Here is a 21,433-nt window from a genome sequence, read left to right as displayed (position 1 = left end):
GAATAAAAAGGCAGTCATCAAGACTGCCTTTTTTGATTTGGTTTTGAGTTTGCCGAAGAGCGTTACTCTTCTTCAGCGGCTGCATAGCCGTGAGCACCAAGCTCTTTGCCATCTAACCACGCTTTGCCGTCTTGCATCTTTAATCTGTCTTCAACCAGCCATTTAGTGACGATTGGATAGATAGTGTGCTCTTGAGTTTGAACTCGAGCCGCAAGGGTATCTGCATCATCATCTTCAAATACAGGTACTTTTGCCTGCAGAACAACCGGACCACCGTCGAGCTCTTCCGTTACGAAGTGGACACTGGTGCCGTGCTCTTTATCTTTCGCGTCAATTGCACGTTGGTGAGTGTGCAGCCCAGGGTATTTTGGCAACAGTGAAGGGTGAATATTGATCATCTTACCCATGTAGTGTTGCACAAATTCGCTGCTGAGAATGCGCATATAACCAGCCAATACGATGACATCTGGTTGATACTGGTCGATTTGCTTCATCAATTCTGCATCAAATGCTTCACGAGACTCAAATGCTTTTGGGTCGACAAAATGGCCTTCAACATTAAATTGTTTCGCGCGCTCTAATCCGTAAGCGTCCGCTTTATTTGAGAAAACGGCAGCGACTTGCGCGTTAGGCATATTTGCTTCACACGCTTCCAATATCGCTTGTAGATTACTGCCACTACCAGAAATTAGGACCACTATATTTTTCATGATGTTGAGACTGCCTTACTACTGTAGGTTTTTTAAATTATATCAATGTTAGCAAGAATGATGATCTCATTACGGAATTGATATCACCTACTATTGAAATGGTTTTCGAGTTCCAGATAGCAAAATGAGGACATAGCGTCCTCATTCTTTTTACTTTTTGAGCAAGAATCGCAAGTTATTTGATTTCAACTTGTTCTTCATTTGCTTCCGCTTGAGCGATTTCACCAATCACCCATGCGTTTTCGCCTTCTTCTTGCAGAAGTGCAACCGCTGCTTCTGCTTGATCTTTAGGAAGAGCAACGATTAGACCAACACCACAGTTAAATGTACGGTACATTTCGTGTGTTTCAACGTTACCTTTCTCTTGTAGCCATTGGAAAATCACTGGCCATTCCCAGCTGTTACCGTCGATCACTGCTTTAGTGCCTTCTGGTAGAACGCGTGGGATATTTTCCCAGAAACCACCACCTGTGATGTGAGAAATTGCATGAATGTCGTGCTTCTCAATCATTTTAAGTGCTGATTTGATGTAAATCTTAGTTGGTTCTAGAAGATGCTCACCGATAGTGCGACCTTCTAGCATTTCGTTTTTGTCTGCGCCAGATACTTCAAGGATCTTGCGAACCAGAGAGTAGCCGTTTGAGTGAGGGCCGCTTGAACCTACTGCGATAAGAGCATCACCTGCCGCTACTTTCATACCGTCGATGACTTCTTCTTTTTCTACCACACCTACACAGAAACCAGCTACGTCGTAGTCTTCACCTTCGTACATGCCTGGCATTTCAGCAGTTTCGCCACCGATTAGGGCACAACCTGCTTGCACACAGCCGTCTGCAATACCAGATACAACGTCAGCCGCTGTATCGACATCTAGCTTGCCTGTCGCGTAGTAATCTAGGAAGAACAATGGCTCTGCGCCTTGCACGATAAGATCGTTTACACACATCGCAACTAAGTCGATACCGATAGTGTCGTGCTTGTTCATATCCAGTGCGAGGCGAAGTTTTGTACCTACACCGTCAGTACCAGAAACCAATACAGGTTGTTTGTATTTCGTCGGCAATTCGCATAAAGCGCCAAAACCACCGATACCACCCATCACTTCAGGGCGACGAGTACGTTTTACCGCACCTTTAATACGATCTACAAGCGCGTTGCCTGCATCAATATCAACACCAGCGTCTTTATAGCTAAGAGAAGAGTTATTACCACTCACAGGGAAGTCCTCGGTATTTAAGTTGGATATGAAAACGGCGCTATTCTACCAGTGCTTAAATACAGATAGCAAACGTTTGCGCAGGTTTTTTTCTTCAGTGATATATCCTGATTTCCTAGCAGAAATCGTGTATAATCTGAAGGTTTGTTTAAATATTGCCTATTATAGCCGGAGATGGACATGAAAGTTGTTGAAGTAAAACACCCTCTAGTAAAACATAAAATTGGTCTAATGAGAGAAGGTGACATCAGCACAAAACGTTTTCGTGAGTTAGCGACCGAAGTCGGTAGCCTACTTACTTACGAAGCGACAGCAGACTTTGAGACAGAGAAAGTTACTATCGAAGGTTGGAACGGTCCGGTAGAAGTTGACCAGATTAAAGGTAAGAAAGTAACGGTTGTGCCAATCCTACGTGCTGGTCTAGGTATGATGGATGGTGTTCTTGAGCATATGCCAAGTGCACGTATCAGTGTGGTAGGTATCTACCGTGATGAAGAAACGCTTGAGCCAGTTCCATACTTTAACAAGCTTGCTTCTAACATTGATGAGCGTATCGCACTGGTTGTTGACCCAATGTTGGCAACTGGCGGTTCTATGATCGCGACGATCGATCTTCTGAAAGAGAAAGGTTGTAACCAAATTAAAGTTCTTGTTTTGGTAGCGGCACCGGAAGGTATCGAAGCGCTAGAAAAAGCACACCCAGATGTTGAGCTATACACAGCGGCAATCGACGAGAAACTAAACGACAAAGGTTACATCGTTCCTGGTCTAGGTGATGCGGGTGATAAGATTTTCGGTACTAAATAAGCGTCTAACATAACGCAGATTCAGTTCTGAACAAAAAAAACAAAGGCTTGGTTATTACCAAGCCTTTTTTGTACGTGTCGAATTGAACCTACGAATTAGTTCGCTTTGTCTTCTTCGATCTGAGCGTTATCTACAACGTGGTTTTCACCTAGGTCGTGTGGAAGAACCAGGTTCAGAATGATTGCCACGATACCGCACAAGCTAACGCCTTGTAGGCTGAATTCACCAATGCCGAAAGCCATGCCACCAATACCAAATACTAGCGTAACAGCAACGATAACCAGGTTGCGAGACTTGTGTAGATCAACGTGGTTTTTGATCAGCGTGTTCAGACCTACAGTAGCGATAGAACCAAACAGGAGGATCATGATGCCACCCATTACAGGAACAGGGATGGTCTGAAGGATAGCGCCTAGCTTGCCAACCAAAGCCAGAACAATAGCGGTCACTGCTGCCCATGTCATGATCTTCGGATTGAATGCTTTCGTCAGCATTACCGCGCCAGTTACTTCGCTGTAAGTCGTATTTGGTGGCGCGCCAACCATTGCCGCCGCCATTGTCGCTACCCCGTCACCTGCGATAGTGCGGTGTAGACCTGGCTTTTTAAGGTAATCTTTGCCTGTCACGTTAGAAATGGCCAGCATGTCACCTACGTGTTCTACAGCAGGAGCAATCGCAACCGGAATCATGAACAGAATCGCGTTGATATTGAATTCTGGTGTGGTGAAGTTTGGCAATGAAAGCCAAGCTGCTTGAGCGACAGGGGTAAAATCAACAACGCCATAGGCAAGAGACACGGAGTAGCCTGCCAATATACCACCAACAATTGGTACTAGCTTTAAGAAGCCTTTCGCAAATACGCTCAGTGCAATAGTTGTTAATAGTGAAACGGCAGAGATCATGATCGCTGCATCACCATTGACTAGTTGAGCTGCGCCGTCACCAGTTTTACCAATCGCCATATTCACTGCGGTTGGAGCCAAGCCCAGGCCGATTACCATAATCACTGGACCAACAACCACAGGTGGCAGAATCTTATGAATAAAGCCTACGCCACGAACTTTAATCGCTGCACCGAGGGCAATATAAACCATACCTGCTGCCATTAAGCCGCCCATAGTTGCACCGATACCCCATGTTTGGATACCGAACATAATAGGAGCAATAAACGCAAAAGAAGAAGCAAGGAAAATTGGGACAGAACGTTTAGTGATTAATTGGAAGAGTAGGGTACCAACACCAGCGCCGAAGAGTGCTACGTTTGGATCGAGGCCAGTTAGAAGTGGCACGAGTACCAAAGCACCAAAAGCGACAAAGAGCATCTGAGCGCCTTGTAACGCATTTTTCATAATCATTTCCTATTTAAAGATACGCAGACAAATCCGGCGAATAGTACCACTCGGCAAACGTTTGCGACAATGATCAGATCAAACTTTTCGATGATTTTAAGTGGTTAAAATATGCTTTTAGAGCGGTTTTCTTACAAAAGTGCCTGTTTTACGAGCTAAAGTTCATATTTTGTTAGATGAATTGCAAAGAAAAAGATGTAATCGCCTGCTACTCACAAGGTCAGGCTTAATGTTGGAGATGGGGTTTTCTTTTATCTAGTCCGCCCGGAGAACTCAGTTTTTGTATACGCATATAGATTGATAAGAGTAAGGATAACTCATTAATTGACACTGAATACTGCGCCGCAATTGACGTAAGTTGCTCAAATTTTAGGCTATTTTCTTGTGGCTCGCCTTGCTCAAGGTTTGATAGTTGCTTATTATGCTTTCTCTTATTTAGAGGAAAATGAAAACTATGCGCTATTTAGCTCTTTTACTGATCGGTTGGTTGTCTCTGCCCGTTTACGCATTAACACAGGTAGATATCTATCGTGCTGAAGTGGTTATCGACAGTGAGCAAGATAACGGTGAGTCTTTGGCTCGTGAACAAGGTATGAAAGAGGTGATTGTTCGAGCAACTGGTTCTCAATCTTCTTTAAGTAATACCGTTATTCAAAAAGCGCTGAGCTCAAGCTCACGTTACATTTCTCAACTTGGTTACGGTCAAGTGGACGGCAAACCAAGTCTGGATATGCGCTTTAACAGTGGTCAGATTCATTCTCTTTTGACTCAAGCACAGTTGCCATCGTGGTCGCCTCATCGCGCCAATATTCTTGTCTGGGCGATTGAAGAACAAGCTTATGAACGCACCATTGCTTGGGAGAATTCAGACTCAGCGCAGGTTTCTGCATTGCGCGTTGCAGCGGAAACACGAGGCCTGCCGATTACTGTCCCAGTGGGTGACTTTGATGATGTGACTGGCGTTGATGTCTCTGATCTATGGGGCGGATTTGTTGAACCCATCGCGAAGGCGAGTCAACGTTACCCCGTTGATGCGGTGATGGTACTTAAAGCTCAGGGCGATCAAATTCGCTGGACGTTATACGACCAATCACCATCGGCGATTCTTGTGTCGCAGCGTTCTCCTCGTAGTGGGGCGGCAACAGGGGTGAATGCGATGGCAGAAGTGGTCGATGCTATTTCCGACTATTACGCAGGCAAGAGTGCCGTGGTTGTGTCGGGCGAGTCTTCTGATGGGATCACGATGAAAGTGGTTAACATCCATTCAGCGAAAGATTTTTTCCACTTAGAAAGCGCGTTAAAGAAACTTAACTCTGTTGCTGGCACTGAGGTTAAGCGAGTTCAGGGGAATGAACTGACGCTTAAACTTCATCTATTGGCTTCTAAAGAGGCGTTTGAAAAGGAAGCGTCATCGATTTCGCAACTGGGTGACTACCAAGAGCCAGTAACGCCAGTGGAAGACGCCGCGCCTTTACAACCTGTTCAAGAGCCAATTCAATCTGAATTGGCAACGGAAGAGGCCCCATTGGCTTCAGATGTTGTGACCGCTGACGTCGCAGTTGAAGAAGTTAAAGAATCTGAGCCTGTTGTAATTCAACCGGTGCAAGAGCAGTACGACGTTATTTATGAATGGACTTCTAGTCAACGTTCATAGAATGCTAACGTTTTGAAAATAATAAAAAAGAGTCGCAAATCGCGACTCTTTTTTGTTTCATCGTTGGCCTTATTTGTTGAACTTCGCTTTTTCTTCTTTCTCTACTTGGGATAAGCGTTTGAGTTTGAGGCCCAACTCTTTGCCTCTTGCTCTCGCAAATAGAATGTTGCCAAAAAAGCCTAGCGTCGTTAGCAGAAGCTCGACTGCGGCAAGCCAACGTTCTCCGCCATCGACATATAAGATGGTTAATGCATGAAGGAAATACAGCATTAACACAAAGTTTGCCCAAGCGTGAGTATAGGGTTTGCCCGCCAATATGCCCGGCAACGGAAGCAATAATGGAATACACCATGCAATCGCTAGCGTTGTACTGCTCAAGTGAGGGTGAGGAGACAGCGCGAGTTGCCATATCGCTACCCAAGCCAGTAAAGCCAAGTTGCCAAACAAAGCCAAGTAACGATAGCTTTTCGTTTGTGCACTAAGTGCAGGTTGGTCAAAAGATTCAGACATCGATTTACTATCCTTGAATTTACTAGCTGCTCTTCAGCTTTAGTGCTGCTGTTGCTAGTCGTTTACCCAACTTCTGTGCCAGACGAGCCTCATCATTGGTGAGTGTTGGCTCTTTGCCGACACTGCTCGCGCCATACGGTGTACCACCTGACTGAGTTAAGTGCAGCTCTGGTTCTGCATAAGGAATTCCCAATACCATCATCCCGTGATGCAACAATGGAGTCATCATGCTTTGTAGTGTGGTTTCCTGACCACCATGCATCGAAGAGGATGAGGTAAATACACACGCTGGCTTATCGATTAAGTCTCCGCTTACCCACAAAGGTGTGGTTTGATCCCAGAAGTGCTTTAACGGCGCTGCCATGTTGCCAAACCAGACGGGACTACCAAATGCAAGACCATCGCATTTTTTCAGTTCTTCTAGAGTAACAATTGGATCGGAAGGGGTATGTGAGTGAGGTGACAATTCTTCAACTGTACGCAAAATTGCTTCGCAGTGAGGAGTCGATTCGACCCCTCTTGCTATCTGTCTTGCCAGTTGTTTTGTTGCGCCGTGACGGCTGAAGTACAAAATAAGGATCTGGCAATCCATTTATAGAATATCCAACACTTGCTCTGGTGGACGACCGATTTTCGCTTTGCCGTTTGCGACAACAACAGGGCGCTCGAATAGTTTTGGATTTTGTGCCATTGCTTCGAACAGTTGTTCATCACTGACAGACGCCTCACCCAAGCCTAATTCTTTGTACTCGGCTTCTTTTGTACGCATCATGTCACGAACAGCTGAGAACCCTAGTTGAGCGTAGAGTGCTTTTAGTTCTTCCACGGTAAGTGGGTTATCCAAATATTTTACGACTTCAGGTGTAACACCATTTTGTTCCAGCAGCTCAAGAGTTTGACGGCTCTTTGAGCAACGAGGGTTGTGATAAATCACGACTGACATGGTTTTCTCCATTTCGTTATTGTAATGCCATGAATCGATCTCTTTGGATCATGAGCTGGTCAATTCGAGCATCGTATCGTGCTTGCTCTAAACTGCCCAACTTGGCCATTTTACTTGCTTCACTGTAATATTGAATCGCTTTATTCCAATTCGCTCGCAACGCCAAAATCTCGGCGCGTGCAGCCAACTCTTCATCGTTACGCCCTAACTCGTTGTAGGTCTTCGACAACAGTTGCCAACCATTGGTATCTTCAGGGTTGTCATGGGTGTATCGTTGAAGAATACGCACCGCTTGCTCATCTTTATTGTCTTCGAGCAGCGCATTCGCGTAGTTAATCGTCAAAACTTTATTTTGCGGATTACGTGCGAGTGCTTTACTCAACATATCGGCCGCTTTTTCGGGTTGTTTTTTCTCGATATACAGATCACTCATCGTATCAAGATAAAAGGGGTTGCCCGGATCTTGCGCCAACAGTTTCTTCAATATTGGTTCGGCTTTCGATAACTGTTTGCTGTCCAAATGAACCAGCGCACGCCCATAATCAAATGCCGGCATGATATCGGCTGTGGCTTTCTTCTGCGTACGCTCAAACCAGCCTAAAGCGGCTTGCGAATCAATGCTTGCATAACGGGCTACGATACGCGCACGGGCGAGGTGATAGTCAATCGACGGAAGTATACGCAGCGGAGGATAAGCCTGCGCGCGTTGTCGACTGTCTGTGATTCGGTCTTCTGGAAGTGGGTGAGTAAGCAACATCGGAGGCGGCTTACTCGCATAGCGATATTCGTCGGCTAAGCGTCCGAAGAAGCGAGGCATGGCCTGAACATCAAATCCTGCTTTCGCCAGTGTAGATATGCCAAAACGGTCGGCTTCTTTCTCGTTTGCGCGCGTGTAGTTTATTTGGCTCTGCATGTTACCAGCCGTTGCCGCAGTGATAGCGGCAATCCCCGCTTCTGGTGCAGCAATTGAAAGTAGTAGGGCTCCCGCTAACGCCGCCAATGATGCTGGTGAGCGTCTTGCTTGCTCTTCCATACTACGAGCAAGGTGTCGCTGCGTAACGTGCGCGATTTCGTGCGCAACCACTGAGGCGAGTTCACTTTCACTGCGAGCGTGCAGAAACAAACCGGAGTGCAGAGCGACATAGCCGCCAAAAAACGCAAAAGCGTTGATGTTGCGGTCACGAATCATGAAAAAATGGAACGGTGTCTTTACGTCATTTGCATTGGCCACTAAACGGTGGCCAAGAGAATCAATATACTCATTAATCACAGGATCGTTAACAAGCGGCTTGCTCGCTCTGAGCATGCGCATGTAGGCATCACCATAAATCAACTCTTGGTCTATCGATAGAGTGCTACCTGCGGCTGTCCCAATATCGGGTAAGTCGATACTATTGGCGTAGGTTGTTGGCGAACTAATTGCTGCAGCAATACATAAGCAAACTAGCGATCGAGTGCGTTTTAACATACGTTTTAAAGGTTCTCCCAAATACCTGAGCATGTGGTAGGAGGTCGCGAACCTCACAACGTCACCACTATACTGTACGGTCATCCTGTTATTAGTATGCCCAAATAACCTCGAGAAACTCGCGGTATCATGCACCTTGAAGTCATTTGGGTATATGCTAGCAATAAGACCGAGAATAAACGAATTGGTTTCGTAAATTGTGTATATCTGAGTGATTTCAGGATCTGGTTAAATCATGTCAGAAGTGCTAGCACCAACTTAAAAAGCCGTTACAATACAACCCTATCATAAGTGCAGAGCAATACAATGGAATCCATGCTACTTGATTTGCGCAAGCAACGCTGCCCCTTAGCGCTGTTACTTGCAAAGCGTCACACTGTTGAGGCATTTGAAGGAGAAAATCCGCAATATCAAAAGCTTGTCATTCAAGTTACGGATAACAGCTCTAAACAAGATATTGTGAAATACCTAAATGCTCAAGGGTACGTGGTTGATTGCAAACCAACATCAGATCACCACACATTGACTGTTTTCAATAAGGAATCCGCTTAGATGTTCGAAATGGTAAGTCGTTGGTATCAACGTCGATTTTCTGATCCACATGCAGTGAGCCTGGTAGCGATTTTGCTGTTTGGTTTTATCACTATTTACTTCTTCGGTCATCTCATTGCTCCACTATTGGTGGCGATTGTACTCGCTTATCTGCTGGAGTGGCCGGTAGTGCAAATGTGCCGTATGGGGGTGCCGCGTACACTCGCTGTCATCATCGTATTGCTGATCTTCATTAGTTTGATGTTGATTGCTTTGTTTGGTTTAGTGCCGACTATCTGGACTCAGGTTGGCAACTTAATTAACGATATCCCTAATATGTACAATGGGTTGCAGAAGTTCATTGTTACGCTTCCGGAACGTCATCCCGAACTGGCCAACCTACAAATCGTAGAAACTATCGTAACCAATGCGAAAAATCAGGCTTTAGGGCTTGGCGAAAGCGTCGTCAAAGGGTCTTTGGCTTCTTTAGTCAGCCTCGCGACGTTAGCGGTGTATTTAATTCTGGTGCCTTTGCTGATTTTCTTTTTGCTAAAAGACAAAGAGGAAATGCTCGGTATGGCGAGTGGTATTCTGCCTAAAAACCGCAGACTAGCGAACAAAGTTTGGCACGAGATGAATGAACAAATCTCAAACTATATTCGCGGTAAAGTGCTCGAAATCCTGATTGTCGGTGGAGTAAGTTATGTCACCTTCGCGATTCTGGATTTACGTTATTCTGCGTTGTTAGCCGTCGCGGTCGGTTTGTCCGTTCTTATCCCATATATTGGCGCAGCAGCGGTCACCGTACCTGTGGCTATCGTCGGGCTGTTCCAGTGGGGGCTTACACCGCCATTCTATTGGCTACTGCTCGCGTACGGGATTATCCAGGCATTGGACGGGAACGTGTTGGTTCCGGTTCTGTTTTCTGAAGCAGTAAACCTTCATCCCGTTGCTATCATTATTGCTGTGCTGGTCTTTGGCGGACTGTGGGGCTTTTGGGGTGTCTTCTTTGCTATCCCATTGGCGACGCTAGTAAAAGCCGTTTGGAATGCGCTACCGAGTACAGAAGAGAGTGAACCTGCGGAGCAGGAATAGCGATACCAAGCTTGTCTGCATTAAGAGAATCAATTCTCACTGTCTGAGAGAAAAAAGAAAGCCCAGCATGTACTGGGCTTTCTTGTATTTAGGAGTTCGGTTCAAGCCGACGGTTTACGCGTTTTCGTTGAGGTAATTTAAAACCGCTTCATGGTGATCTTTGGTTTTAAACTTATTGAACACGTGCTCAATCACGCCTTCTTCGTTGATAAGAAAGCTGATGCGATGCAGACCATCGTAGATCTTACCCATGATATCTCACCCTTGGGAATATTCTAAGACCTAAATTTTGACAATTATTGACAAACTCTATTTTTAACAGTGAGTTAGGGTAATAAATTTTCTTTTTGAACTCTAATTATAGCAGTTGTCATAATTTTTTGTAAATCTGGCTGTTTTTGACGCTTTTCAAAGTGGAAGCTTGTCATAAAAAGTTTAGGCGATGTTATAATATGAAGCTGATTGTCATTGCGACAGAATCGCTCGGTGATCACAAGCATAATTCTGAGCTTGTAACTCATTTGTGGACAAAAGCTTCTTAGAGTAATCACTTAAATTAGGAAAATGCGGATAACCTTTAGGGTTCTTCTCCGCTTAGGTGAGCTTGATATTTGGGTAAAAAGTTGAGTGGGTATCAGGAACCGATGTTTGTCTGATCTTCAACTTAAAATAATCTGTATCTCTTACTCCTCTGGCTCTTCGTCTGAGTAACCCTATAGATACATTGCCAGCCTCAACCCGAGCGTTGGTCAGCTTGTATTTTGCGTAGTTACAGATACCTACTTTTCTTTCTAATATTGAGTCTGCAAAGCTGCTTAGTGACATTATCCGAGTTGACTTTGCTAGACGGCACCAAGCTTCAAGAGCGGCTGTCATGGTCTCGTAACAAGGCTCATCCCATATCGCTTGTAGCTGCTCTTTTAGCATATAAATCACGCACAACGTCTTGTTACTCTCAAGTAAATCGTCGAGTCTGTCAGACTGCTTGTCATCCAATTTCTGTGCATTTTTCAGTAGGAGGAAGAGTGTGCCTTTAAGCATCCTTTTCTCATCGTGCGAGCCAATCCTAAAAGCTTTCGCTCTCTCTTTTCTGATTAAAATGCAGTAGTTTTGCATCACATGGAATCGGTCAAAAACGATGTCTGCATGAGGTAACATTTTTCTTACCGCTGATTGGTAAGCTTGCCCCATATCCATTGATACCGCTTTAATTCCAGCCTTTGTTTCCTCTGATAGTTGCTCGAAAAATGAGATAAGGACTTCTGCTTTTCGTCCATGTTCTACCCAAATTAAATGACCAGAAACAAGGTCGTAAACGACGGTCATATAATCGTGTCGTTTAGCTCTAGCTACTTCATCAACGCCAATGTGGAGTAAGTTCTTTAGTTTCTCGGGTTCTAAAGCTGGCAGGCTTGAACGCAAGTATTCTCTATCGATGTTTTTGACTGTTTCCCACCGAATACCTAAATGCTGAGACACGGCATGTATGCTCATGTGGCGGCATAATCCACTGATAAACTTGCAAAAGCGAGCGGTATAGCGACCTCCTTTAGAGACATAGTCAGTATCTTCAATTAGCCGTCTTCCGTCTTTATCTCTGGTTTTAGCCAGTTCAACTTCTATCGTGCATGGCCGTCCGCTAACAGGCAGATCCTGAAGTCGTCTTTTGACATAGTGGTCTACGGTGCAGGTTGCACCTGTGATTGGATCTTTGACCTTATATCTTCGGTCTCGACGGCAACGAACGAAAACTGATTGGGACACTTCTTCTATTGAACAAGATTCGACACACTGACCTTTAAAGCAAAACAACGAGGAATACAAAGACGACAAAATACACTACAAACTTATAATAAAAATAAGCATTATAAATCATGTGATTATGATAGGTTCATTGATGTTGTTTGACTCATGAAAGCGGAGAAGAGCCCCTTTAGTATCAGAAAGTCGCTTAACGGAGTGTCCAAAGTTGCTGGTGCAGATCAGGAGGCTTTTAGCCTCCTTTTTTGTGCCTGAAGGTTATTGAGGCCAGTCCCAAGCTAAGTAGCTGTCTAATTGATCTCCAAGTTCATCTGATGCGTCATGGTCAACATGAAAATCGTTGTAGTTGTACGTTTTGCCTTGAGGGATACCTTCAAATTCATTTTCTTCAAATGGATTGAAAACAGGCATGTCACCGATAGTTGAAATGTTGGTGTTGATAGTCTTCATCCAAGTAACCAAGATGGCTTTTGCTCCCGCTGCTTCTACATACTTCTTAGCAGCGTCTAAAGACCAACCTTTAGTACAAATGTCATCGACAAGCAGAACAGTTGTCCCTTTTTTGATCTGCTTGGTTTTGTACTGATTTTTGTAATTCCATATAGGGAACTTATTCAACTTAATAGTATTTAGTTGGTTGTGATGGTCGATAAACTCACCCCTAGCTCTAGCGAAAGCACATTTCTTAGCTGTCTTGTGTCTTTCTATTAAGTTGTGGAGGTATTTTGTATGGCTAAAACAGTGGGTAAATGTAAGTAAATCACTACTCATAACATCGCTATCTACACCTTCTGAGTGACTTGGGTATGGTGCTATGAATTTGACTCGTTGGTAGATTCCTGTGAAATACAAACTTGTCACAGTTGCTCCAAGCCAGAAGTCTAAAGTACCACCACCATCGAACTTAGCAGCGGCAAATCCGTTACGTGAGTATTTAGCAAACCTTTCTACTTTCGTTGCGTAAGGGGCTAGAGCATAATACTCAAAGTCATCATCTTGGATTACATGACTCCAAAAGTGTTCACGAAGACACAAGGTATCAATGAAGCGTGCAACTTCCTTTGGCTCTGAAAACTTGAAACCATACTCTGCACAATCTTCATGGTCAGCGTACCATGTTGCTCTCAAGAACAGGATTCCACCGTGCAAAGCGGTGATCATGTCGTCTTTACTGCTGCCAATGTAGATAGTTTCGTTCGGCTCCCATCCCATTTGATTTAGTACGTATTTGGTTGCGTTAGGAGTCTTCTTGTATGGCACTCTTCCATCACGAATACGGGTGAAGATAATTAGATCGTCAAACGTCTTTTCGAGATAGTCGTATAAGTCCACTTTGCCTTGTGGAGTTATCACCCATCGTCTTTGATTGGCTAATAAGACAGGTTTAATGCCCTTTGACTTGAAGAAATTGAATAGTTTAGTTATCTCCGTATCGTCAATTTCATTGTAATCAGCGTTAGCAGGATCGATGCGGAAAAGTAGGGTATCTTCAACGCTGAGTATCACGCCTTTTAATTGCTTTGTTTCCATCCTGACATCCTTATAAGCCAAGTGAGATCTGACGTTCACCATCGTTTAAATCCGTTACTGGTGACTCTTCTATTTGTTCTATTTCTGAAGTTTCTAGGAAGATTAGTAGCTCGGTCGTTTTTTCTGGGACTTTGAAAACAACGCCCTTCCTGTATGAAGTAATAGCTTGTAGTTCGCTACTTTCGGGGTTCGAATCTGGTAAGTAGGGCATAACCAAGAAACGGTTGAAGTCTTTAGCGAAATTGACAGTGTGTGCAGTACCGCTTTTGATCTTCCATTCTACTGGAATAACACATGTAGCGAGTCCCGCTTGAATACGGTTTCTTTGAACAAAGTTATGACCGCTGTAGCTCTGACCTATTAAGTATTCGGTCACGATTGTTCCGCCAGCGTTTATGATTTGCTCTCGGACTGTTTCAGAACCTTTAGGGTAGTTGCTATCAATGCCCGTACCCAAGACCGCCACAGTTGGCACACCGAAGCGAATTGATTCAATGTGTGCTCGTTGGTCGATACCGTCAGCTAATCCGCTAACAGATACGAGATTCTTGTTCGCCATACCTGCAACGATGAGCCTAGTTAACCAGTGACCATCTTCTGATGATTTGCGGCTGCCGATGATAGCTACAGACTTGGTATGAAGGTTATTCAGGTTGCCTTGAACGAATAACCACATTGGAGGCTCTTCTATGTTTCTCAAGCTGTTAGGGAATGCTTCATGATCGCGGAAAACCACCCTAACTTGCTTCTGAGCGTAGGTACGAGCTATTGATGTGCCTTTAGCCCATAACTCTTTCTTGAAGTTTTCCCATTGCTCTTGTGAATCGAAGATAGGCTTTGGCAGCTTGACTCGTAGTATCTTGCCAAAATGTTTAGGATCTTCGGTCTTGATTAGTTCTCTGAACTTGATTCCTTGAACTGCTATTTTGTACAGCGTTCTGAAACCAACACCATGAAGCGACTGAAGCGCATAAAACGCAACAGTTTCGGCTCTCCAGTATTCTTGTTCTTCAGTCACGGTTAAGTCAGTCTCAATAAATAATCTTGTATGAGATCAGCATACCATAGGACGCCAAAAGCGTATTAAATTTAGTATGATGGTTGTGAAAGGAACTCTAGGAGTTCGAGTAGGTAAGGGAGCGATTTATTCAGTTTCACTCCCTTGGATTATGGCACCGCTTAATGTCATACAGTTGATGACCGTGTATGTAGTTGGTAAGCCCCCAATTGGTTAGACATTACACAGGTGAGAAAAAGTAGGTCAAACCACCTCACTGTGATTTGTGAGGCTGAGCATCGCTGACATGGAATGGGGCAGCTTCGTGCCAAGCCAAGTCAACCTGGCACGTCGATGGACAGAAATGAGTTAAGATTGTCCCTTAAGCCATTGGCTTCGAAAAAACTACGTTCAGGCGAATCCATATTGAAGGCTTTTCTAATGTGCCGTTGGTATGCATTCCGTGTAACATCACGTGTGGTCAGTCTCAGAACTGACTAAATCTCTAATAACCTCTTTAAGCATACTTAGTCTGCCTGCATCTAATGCATTTTCATGGTGTGCTTTCAACACGTTGATAGGCTTTAAATCGCTCCGTTTTTTATCAGGTTTAGGTATTTGGAGGAAATCTTCTAAATCAGACTCAAACTGATGCAATCCTGTTGTACAAGGTGTCTTGGCTCCTTGGATGATGCCATTCCAAACTTTATGATTAATGAACTTATTTACAGCGTCATTATCTCCATCAAATAGTACAGAGTGTTTAATACCTAATACATTGAGTAAATGCATAAATCGATGCAAATTAAATTTACCTACACAATCTAAGATGTATACGCGCTGTTCTCTCAAAAACTCCCAATCACTATCAGCTAAGCAATCAAGCAATACTTTTTCAGATGGTCCTTCACACAAAAGTACATGTCTTGCAAAGAAGAGATTTGAACGCTCTGTATCTAGCCACAAAAAGTACTTTATCGCTTCATCAGCAGCTCTTACTTCCTCATCAAATTCGGGAGACTTATCTTCCCCATGAACTCTTGCAGCAACTAGGTTGTTTGATAGTATTTCCTTTAGAGAACGCTCTGTTATTTGATAAGCTGTTGTAGAATCTGTTTCTTTGAAAAGTCGAGAAATAGAGTTTATTGAGTCGATTGACTTGCTAACGAAAACTGATGAATGCGTCGAAACTAATACTTGTTGCTGCTCGTCTGAAACTAGTTTATTTAAGCTTCGGTAAAGCACATCTTGCTGTGCGGGATGTAAAAATGCCTCAGGCTCTTCAAATAGTATCAATGAAAAATCGGGGTTAAAATCTTTTTTGGTTGATTTGGTTTTAGCACTATATTTAGCTGAAAGCTTGATGAGTGTATATATCAAATGGCGTTGTAAACCTTGGCCAAATGACGAAATATCCACTCGCTCACCAAGGTTACTATCTTCAATATGTGGCTTTAATAAGCTCTTGACTAGGTCATCAGTGTTAATAGGGGACACTTCAATATCAAAACCCACACCCCATTGTTTCAATTCACTATTTATTTCAGATTTAACACCATCAATTGAAAATCCGCTAATTTCTTCCTGTTTAAATACTTTATTGAATTCGTTAAATGCGGTTGTTAACGTCTTAAATGACTCACTACTAGCAATAGCCTTTTTCATCACCACGTTAACCATATTTCTAAATGGTGAAGGTCCTGTAGTTTTCATGCTATCTTCGACCTTACTAACTGCTGGTATGTAGATAACACTACCTAGCTTAGATGTGGATACGTTAGCAGCACCGTAAAACAAATTGTTAGATAACTGCCCGTTCTCATAAGCATAAATATTTGATTGTTTAGACTGAACTAATCCATGCTCTGACTGAAGATATTTACGTACCTTAAGAACTCGATCTGCTGAACGATACTCTTCCTTCAGGGAGTCTTGTTCTTCTGGTGTAGTTAAGAAAGAAAGTTCAATCCAACTCTCTTTATCATCAGTTGAAAATTTGGGGAAATCTCTCTTAGTATCGAACTTTAAGCCACTTTCTTCATAAAATACGCGCAACGCCGACAAAAGGTTTGTTTTTCCTGAGTTATTTTCTCCAACAATCAAAGAATAAGGGTTAACCTCAATAGCAATATCCTTGATTGAACGGAAATTATGCACTTCAATTTTTGTGAGTTTCATATTAGTTATCTGCTTCTGTCAGCGCCGATGTAAAAATGACCCACTAACGCCGATTTAAAATTGACCCACCTGAGTCAAACTATCCGTTCGTAACATGGACAAAGCGGCGGATTATGATCAATCAGGAGCAACTAGTGGAAATACACGTTTTACATCAGCAAGGGTGCAGCATCCGCCGTATCGCAAAGGAGCTGGGGATCTCAAGGAATACCGTTCGTACTTATCTGCGAGATAGAAGCAAAGCACCCGTGTACCCCGAGCGTCAATCCCGACCAACTAAACTTCAGCCCTACCATGACTACTTGTGTACGCGGATTGAAGCCGCAAAGCCTTATTGGATACCCGCAACCGTCTTACTACGTGAGTTAAAATCACTTGGTTATGAAGGCGGTATAACGATGCTTAAGGAGTACATCAAACAGTACAAACCAAGTACGCCTGTCGACCCTGTCGTTCGGTTCGAGACATTGCCAGGTGAGCAGATGCAAGTGGACTTTACGACCATCACCCATTACGGAGTCCGTGTTAAAGCCTTCGTGGCAACGCTTGGTTATAGCAGAGCGACGTTCGTTCGCTTTAGTGAACGAGAGCGCCAAGAAGACTGGATAGAAGGTCTTGAAGAAGCGTTTGAATACTTCGGTGGCGTCCCCAAAGAAGTTCTGTTCGATAATGCGAAAGCCATCATGATAGAGCGTGATGCATACGGTGAAGGTGAGCACCGCTGGAACCCTGCACTGCTCACCGCAGCCAAGAAGTACAATTTTAAACCGAGAGCCTGTCGTCCATATCGCGCAAAGACCAAAGGAAAAGTGGAGCGATTTAACTCCTACTTGAAGAATAGTTTCGTCACTCCTCTTGCGGCGACACTCAAGCAACACGGACTTAAAATCACCGTCGATGTTCTTAATGGACATATCGGCGCATGGCTAGAAACCGTCGCTCACCAACGAACTCATGGTACGACAGGTGCAAAGCCTCAGGTTCTCTTAGATGAAGAGCGCTTTACACTTCAGTCGCTACCATCGCCGACACGCCCAGTCACACCACTAACAATAAGCGATAGTGTGATGCCACTTGAGAGCTTCCAGCACCCACTCTCGACGTATGATGCGTTGTTGGAGGTACGACCATGAACCTTCAAATGAGTCGTATCGAGGCTGCCTGTGCAACGCTGAAGTTACAAGCTATCGGTCAGGAGTGGCCGAGACTGGCAGAAGCAGCCAACAGTCGTGAACTGAGTCTAGCCGATTACTTAGAGTCACTTCTGAACGCTGAACTGGAAGCGCGAGCAGAACGCACAAGAGCCACACTGACTAAGTTCGCCAGCTTCCCAATGGAAAAAACGTTCGATGACTATGACTTCAAGTTCGCAACGGGTGCCCCAAGAAAACAGCTCAAGGAGTTAACAGGGTTAGCCTTCATTGAGCGAAAGGAAAACGTGGTATTACTCGGCCCAAGTGGCGTTGGTAAGAGCCACCTTGCAGTGAGCCTTGGCCAAATAGCGGTTCAAAAGGGCCTAAAGACACGGTTCATCACCGCAGCAGACTTGATGCTTCAGCTATCTACAGCAAAAGCTCAGGGTAAGCTTGAAAGCTACTTGAGACGAAGTGTACTCGCACCTAAGCTACTTATCGTCGATGAAATCGGCTACTTACCGTTCGGCAGAGAAGAGGCCAACTTGTTCTTTAACGTCATCGCCAAACGTTATGAGCAAGGCAGCATTATCGTGACCAGTAATTTGCCGTTCTCTCAATGGTCAAATGCGTTCGCCGATGATACAACGTTGACGGCGGCATTACTCGATAGACTTCTTCATCACTCGCACATTGTACAAATCAGCGGTGAAAGCTATCGATTAAGAGGAAAGAAAGCGGCTGGAACCATACCAGCGGTTCTAGAAAGTCTATCTGAAGGCAAAAGTTAATTGTATGGGTGGGTCAATTTTACTTCGGCGATAACGTCGATAAGTGGGTCAATTTTAAACTGGCGTTGACACTTCTATAAAAATTTCCAAATGCCGCACTCTAAACCAATGCTGGGGTATCTATTCAGTAAGCCGACTTCAGGTATCAAATAATAAATTATCGCCACATTAGACACTTTCAGCGACTGATCTAACAGCTTTAACGATTGAAAATGGTCTTATCTCGTCATTGGAGAAATGAACCTTATAACAAGGGTGTGATGCCCATACACCATTATTTTGACGTTTCTCGTAGGCAACACTGAAAGCTGTAATCAATCGACCATTTAGCTCATAACCTGGTGAGTTATCACAGTATCTTACGTATACATCTTTGAGTGCTTCATATAGCTCACCTGCCTGAATTAATCCGCTTGATAGCTGTTCTTCCTTCTGCTCGGTGAAATAGCTAATAGCGTCGCCTTGTTTCTTAAATAGCTTCCCTGCAATTGTGACTGATTTTGCTTTGCCCATTAATATTATCCTTTAGATCTAGTTGTTGACTTATCTTACGCCCCTGACTTGAACCCAACTCTTTTTGTCCGCTTATAAGTTAGCTTAATATTCAACTGAATACATAGTGAGGCGTTAGATAAACTTGGTCAAACTGAAGTGACTAGAAATGTGTCCTAAACAGGTTTGGGGCAAAGGTGTGTTTGCCGTGATCTGTGCTACATGATCTGTGCTACAGCTTGCTCATACCCCGACGTTGAAAAGTTTCAATGGTTGAAGAAATCAACGTTGTTATACGTGTCGTGGTGCGAACATGATGATAGCCATGCCGATCAACGCTACCGTTACACCTACTATGTCCCATAAAGTTGGTCGAATACCATCAACTATCCACAGCCATAGTATTGCTACAAAAATATAAACCCCACCATAAGCAGCATAAACCCTACCAGCCGCTGTTGGGTGAAGAGAAAGTAACCAAGCAAATAGTGCTAAGGATAGAGCTGCTGGTAGTAAAAGCCAGACAGATTTCCCGTCTTTCAACCAGAGATAAGGTAGATAACACCCCAATATTTCTGCTACTGCTGTAATAAAGAACAACCCGATAGTTTTTGCTTCTACCAACTCAATTTCCTCATATTATTTATGACCGACTTAGCACTGAATATGACGATTGTAACGTTCAGCTCTCAATGATGCAGTCTTTTGGCTATTGCTTCAATTTATGAATCCAGACACAACAAAGAACAACTGATTAATTTCTTAAAGGCAACACATCGCTCTGACACACTTCCACCGTTCATCAGAGATAAGTTTTATTAAGGCTACGTAAGTACAGTTGACAGTAGTGATCTTTGCCGTAAAGAAGGAATGGGGCATTTTTGATTCAGGCTAATTTGTGCAGAAGTAATTTGTGCAATAGGCTGTTGCACAATTTGGCCAGATGGAAGTTATTGCAACAGTCCAACTGCCGAGAAATCCGTATTGCTAGTTAGTGCTATGAGAGCGATCTACACCAAAGTTTTCATCTGGAAGGTCTTGCTCATCATCGAACATTACAATGCTTCGACGATGCTCCTTTAGAGCAGATAACGCAACTTGAAAACAACTTTCACACATATCAAGGTGGTGAGTAATGCCGTCCATTTTTGACCCAAAACCCCAGTTGGCAGTCAGTTCACCAACCTCTTCTAACTGAACGCCATTTGAATCGACCATCACGCTAACACCACAAATATCACAATGTCGATCAACAACGACCTCTATCGTTTTTTGTCCATAAACTTTCATTGTGAACTCCTGTCGCTGATAAGATTAATCATTACTTGGATGTTAGCCAGTACCAAATAACGACCAAGTAGTAGCTGAAAATTATAGCTGCCCTAAAGGCAACTGAACAACAATTACCAAAGTCACTGAATAATCATCGTGACTCAACGAAGTAGCCGCTTATGTAGCCACGTTAAACGTATTAGCAAAAACTAAGTCATATGACAGAGCATCAGGGAACAGGCTCAATTGACGCTGGCACACAATGGGGCAAAAACGAGTTAACGAAAAGTGAGGGGCGTCAGGCAAACTAGGCTTGATATGGGAACATGTCCACCTGAAATTCAGCTTTTTTGTTATGAAGCCCACGGGCTTCCAACCAAGAGTAGAATCGACTTCGAGAAATCGATACACCACGTTCGTTTAGTTGCCTAAGAATTTCAGCTTTGGTGGTCTTGGTGTCGAGGAGGTTCAATATGAACGCTGTATGCTCATCAAGTTTGGATTTAACCTTCTTTCCCTTCTGGCGGCCAGATGATAGTCCTTTGGCCTTGCGTTTGGCATGGCCTGCTTTAGCTCGCTCAGAGCGTTTCTGAGCCTCTACTGCGCTGGCAAAGGATTGCCCAATAACGGTAAAAATGATTTCAGCGTTATCAACGTTTTCTGAACTTATGATTGTGTCGTTGTATGCCAAATGTAGCTCACCATATGAGGCGATCTGACCTATGGCACCTACTAACTCCATAACCTTGTGGCGACCCAGACGAGTTATATCCGATACAATGATGCTTTGTTGAGAGGTGATGAGAGAAAATAACTTCCGCTCACTCAGTTCTGTCTTGGTGGCAGACACATGTTCTTCGATCCAATCTGATATTTGGATGCTATGTTTAGCGGCGTATGCCTTGATAGCTTCTCTTTGAGATTCGCCATCGGCTTTCTGTGAATCTGATACTCGAATATAACCAATCATGCCTGCCCCCAAGTTGAAGAGTTAAT

21 protein-coding genes and 1 pseudogene are annotated in these 21,433 nt (G+C 43.9%); 6 read left to right on the top strand and 16 right to left on the bottom strand.

All coding sequences use genetic code 11. The features are described from left to right. Positions 1-62 precede the first annotated feature (62 nt). Positions 63-710, bottom strand: a complete 648-nt coding sequence (gene purN, locus L9Q40_RS18300) for a phosphoribosylglycinamide formyltransferase (RefSeq protein WP_498794154.1) — start codon at positions 708-710, stop codon at positions 63-65. 175 nt (positions 711-885) lie between these two features. Beyond that, positions 886-1,926, bottom strand: a complete 1,041-nt coding sequence (gene purM, locus L9Q40_RS18295) for a phosphoribosylformylglycinamidine cyclo-ligase (protein WP_498794153.1) — start codon at positions 1,924-1,926, stop codon at positions 886-888. 180 nt (positions 1,927-2,106) lie between these two features. Between purM and upp the strand changes: the two genes are divergently transcribed. Continuing rightward, positions 2,107-2,733, top strand: coding sequence for a uracil phosphoribosyltransferase (gene upp / locus L9Q40_RS18290; RefSeq protein ID WP_014232731.1), 627 nt, complete (start codon positions 2,107-2,109; stop codon positions 2,731-2,733). Positions 2,734-2,828: 95 nt separating this feature from the next. On the opposite strand, the gene L9Q40_RS18285 is transcribed toward upp, so the two are convergent. Then, the gene (locus L9Q40_RS18285) at positions 2,829-4,082 is read right to left on the bottom strand and encodes a uracil-xanthine permease family protein (RefSeq protein ID WP_014232730.1); all 1,254 of its coding nucleotides are present in this window, start codon (positions 4,080-4,082) and stop codon (positions 2,829-2,831) included. Between the two features lie 454 nt (positions 4,083-4,536). Here L9Q40_RS18285 and L9Q40_RS18280 point away from each other — a divergent pair, with 454 nt between their 5' ends. Further along, positions 4,537-5,736, top strand: a complete 1,200-nt coding sequence (locus L9Q40_RS18280; protein WP_498794151.1) for a DUF2066 domain-containing protein — start codon at positions 4,537-4,539, stop codon at positions 5,734-5,736. Positions 5,737-5,805: 69 nt separating this feature from the next. Here L9Q40_RS18280 and L9Q40_RS18275 read toward each other — a convergent pair whose 3' ends face one another. The 4 genes from L9Q40_RS18275 to bepA are packed head-to-tail and all read right to left on the bottom strand — an operon-like array spanning position 5,806 to position 8,657. Beyond that, a complete protein-coding gene (locus L9Q40_RS18275) occupies positions 5,806-6,246 on the bottom strand; it encodes a DUF2069 domain-containing protein (protein ID WP_014232728.1) in 441 nt (146 codons plus the stop codon). 22 nt (positions 6,247-6,268) lie between these two features. Further along, on the bottom strand, positions 6,269-6,838 hold the full coding sequence (wrbA, locus tag L9Q40_RS18270; protein WP_014232727.1) for an NAD(P)H:quinone oxidoreductase: 570 nt from the start codon (positions 6,836-6,838) through the stop codon (positions 6,269-6,271). Next, complete coding sequence (arsC, locus tag L9Q40_RS18265) at positions 6,839-7,189, bottom strand: arsenate reductase (glutaredoxin) (RefSeq protein ID WP_014232726.1); 351 nt, start codon at positions 7,187-7,189, stop codon at positions 6,839-6,841. Positions 7,190-7,205: 16 nt separating this feature from the next. Beyond that, positions 7,206-8,657, bottom strand: coding sequence for a beta-barrel assembly-enhancing protease (gene bepA, locus L9Q40_RS18260; RefSeq protein WP_498794149.1), 1,452 nt, complete (start codon positions 8,655-8,657; stop codon positions 7,206-7,208). A 315-nt stretch (positions 8,658-8,972) separates the two neighbouring features. Here bepA and L9Q40_RS18255 point away from each other — a divergent pair, with 315 nt between their 5' ends. Then, complete coding sequence (locus L9Q40_RS18255) at positions 8,973-9,209, top strand: sulfurtransferase TusA family protein (protein ID WP_498794158.1); 237 nt, start codon at positions 8,973-8,975, stop codon at positions 9,207-9,209. Continuing rightward, the gene (locus L9Q40_RS18250; RefSeq protein WP_372377206.1) at positions 9,210-10,283 is read left to right on the top strand and encodes an AI-2E family transporter; all 1,074 of its coding nucleotides are present in this window, start codon (positions 9,210-9,212) and stop codon (positions 10,281-10,283) included. A 114-nt stretch (positions 10,284-10,397) separates the two neighbouring features. On the opposite strand, the pseudogene L9Q40_RS18245 reads toward L9Q40_RS18250, so the two are convergent. The 5 genes and pseudogenes from L9Q40_RS18245 to L9Q40_RS18225 all read right to left on the bottom strand — a co-directional run. Next, positions 10,398-10,535 (bottom strand): annotated as a pseudogene (locus tag L9Q40_RS18245) (thioredoxin-dependent thiol peroxidase); the annotation flags it as partial. A 342-nt stretch (positions 10,536-10,877) separates the two neighbouring features. Then, positions 10,878-12,116 carry an ISL3 family transposase gene (locus L9Q40_RS18240; protein ID WP_498791601.1) on the bottom strand — a complete coding sequence of 413 codons (1,239 nt, stop codon included), beginning with the start codon at positions 12,114-12,116 and terminating at the stop codon, positions 10,878-10,880. Between the two features lie 186 nt (positions 12,117-12,302). Further along, positions 12,303-13,574 (bottom strand): hypothetical protein, encoded by a 1,272-nt coding sequence (locus L9Q40_RS18235; protein ID WP_062854494.1) that lies wholly within the window; start codon positions 13,572-13,574, stop codon positions 12,303-12,305. Positions 13,575-13,584: 10 nt separating this feature from the next. Beyond that, positions 13,585-14,592 (bottom strand): DNA-processing protein DprA, encoded by a 1,008-nt coding sequence (locus L9Q40_RS18230; RefSeq protein ID WP_062854495.1) that lies wholly within the window; start codon positions 14,590-14,592, stop codon positions 13,585-13,587. Positions 14,593-15,042: 450 nt separating this feature from the next. Next, positions 15,043-16,749, bottom strand: coding sequence for an ATP-dependent nuclease (locus tag L9Q40_RS18225; protein WP_062854496.1), 1,707 nt, complete (start codon positions 16,747-16,749; stop codon positions 15,043-15,045). 113 nt (positions 16,750-16,862) lie between these two features. On the opposite strand from L9Q40_RS18225, the gene istA reads away from it, so the two are divergent. After that, a complete protein-coding gene (gene istA / locus L9Q40_RS18220) occupies positions 16,863-17,882 on the top strand; it encodes an IS21 family transposase (RefSeq protein WP_050935650.1) in 1,020 nt (339 codons plus the stop codon). Further along, on the top strand, positions 17,879-18,673 hold the full coding sequence (istB, locus tag L9Q40_RS18215) for an IS21-like element helper ATPase IstB (RefSeq protein WP_050935648.1): 795 nt from the start codon (positions 17,879-17,881) through the stop codon (positions 18,671-18,673). The genes istA and istB overlap by 4 nt, the downstream gene beginning before the upstream one ends. A 168-nt stretch (positions 18,674-18,841) precedes the next feature. Here istB and L9Q40_RS18210 read toward each other — a convergent pair whose 3' ends face one another. From L9Q40_RS18210 to L9Q40_RS18195, 4 genes are all read right to left on the bottom strand, one after another. After that, positions 18,842-19,186, bottom strand: a complete 345-nt coding sequence (locus L9Q40_RS18210; protein WP_062854497.1) for a hypothetical protein — start codon at positions 19,184-19,186, stop codon at positions 18,842-18,844. Between the two features lie 270 nt (positions 19,187-19,456). Beyond that, complete coding sequence (locus L9Q40_RS18205; RefSeq protein ID WP_055467088.1) at positions 19,457-19,789, bottom strand: YnfA family protein; 333 nt, start codon at positions 19,787-19,789, stop codon at positions 19,457-19,459. A 363-nt stretch (positions 19,790-20,152) separates the two neighbouring features. Next, entirely contained in the window at positions 20,153-20,455 is a 303-nt protein-coding gene (locus L9Q40_RS18200; protein WP_062854507.1) for a hypothetical protein, read from the bottom strand. 289 nt (positions 20,456-20,744) lie between these two features. Continuing rightward, positions 20,745-21,407, bottom strand: a complete 663-nt coding sequence (locus L9Q40_RS18195; protein ID WP_498794148.1) for a recombinase family protein — start codon at positions 21,405-21,407, stop codon at positions 20,745-20,747. Between the last annotated feature and the right edge of the window lie 26 nt (positions 21,408-21,433).

The organism is Allocatenococcus thiocycli, assembly GCF_921292965.1.
Lineage (GTDB): Bacteria > Pseudomonadota > Gammaproteobacteria > Enterobacterales > Vibrionaceae > Vibrio > Vibrio natriegens.
The sequence above is the reverse complement of the archived record's forward strand: the minus strand, read 5'-3'. Positions and strand labels throughout refer to the sequence as shown.

Coding starts and splice junctions, on each gene's coding strand:
- L9Q40_RS18195 (WP_498794148.1), bottom strand. CDS start 21,407: ATGATTGGTTATATTCGAGTATCAGATTCACAGAAAGCCGATGGCGAA.
- L9Q40_RS18235 (WP_062854494.1), bottom strand. CDS start 13,574: ATGGAAACAAAGCAATTAAAAGGCGTGATACTCAGCGTTGAAGATACC.
- istB (WP_050935648.1), top strand. CDS start 17,879: ATGAACCTTCAAATGAGTCGTATCGAGGCTGCCTGTGCAACGCTGAAG.
- L9Q40_RS18225 (WP_062854496.1), bottom strand. CDS start 16,749: ATGAAACTCACAAAAATTGAAGTGCATAATTTCCGTTCAATCAAGGAT.
- L9Q40_RS18210 (WP_062854497.1), bottom strand. CDS start 19,186: ATGGGCAAAGCAAAATCAGTCACAATTGCAGGGAAGCTATTTAAGAAA.
- purN (WP_498794154.1), bottom strand. CDS start 710: ATGAAAAATATAGTGGTCCTAATTTCTGGTAGTGGCAGTAATCTACAA.
- L9Q40_RS18250 (WP_372377206.1), top strand. CDS start 9,210: ATGTTCGAAATGGTAAGTCGTTGGTATCAACGTCGATTTTCTGATCCA.
- L9Q40_RS18280 (WP_498794151.1), top strand. CDS start 4,537: ATGCGCTATTTAGCTCTTTTACTGATCGGTTGGTTGTCTCTGCCCGTT.
- arsC (WP_014232726.1), bottom strand. CDS start 7,189: ATGTCAGTCGTGATTTATCACAACCCTCGTTGCTCAAAGAGCCGTCAA.
- bepA (WP_498794149.1), bottom strand. CDS start 8,657: ATGTTAAAACGCACTCGATCGCTAGTTTGCTTATGTATTGCTGCAGCA.
- wrbA (WP_014232727.1), bottom strand. CDS start 6,838: ATGGATTGCCAGATCCTTATTTTGTACTTCAGCCGTCACGGCGCAACA.
- L9Q40_RS18275 (WP_014232728.1), bottom strand. CDS start 6,246: ATGTCTGAATCTTTTGACCAACCTGCACTTAGTGCACAAACGAAAAGC.
- istA (WP_050935650.1), top strand. CDS start 16,863: ATGATCAATCAGGAGCAACTAGTGGAAATACACGTTTTACATCAGCAA.
- upp (WP_014232731.1), top strand. CDS start 2,107: ATGAAAGTTGTTGAAGTAAAACACCCTCTAGTAAAACATAAAATTGGT.
- L9Q40_RS18285 (WP_014232730.1), bottom strand. CDS start 4,082: ATGAAAAATGCGTTACAAGGCGCTCAGATGCTCTTTGTCGCTTTTGGT.
- L9Q40_RS18200 (WP_062854507.1), bottom strand. CDS start 20,455: ATGAAAGTTTATGGACAAAAAACGATAGAGGTCGTTGTTGATCGACAT.
- L9Q40_RS18255 (WP_498794158.1), top strand. CDS start 8,973: ATGCTACTTGATTTGCGCAAGCAACGCTGCCCCTTAGCGCTGTTACTT.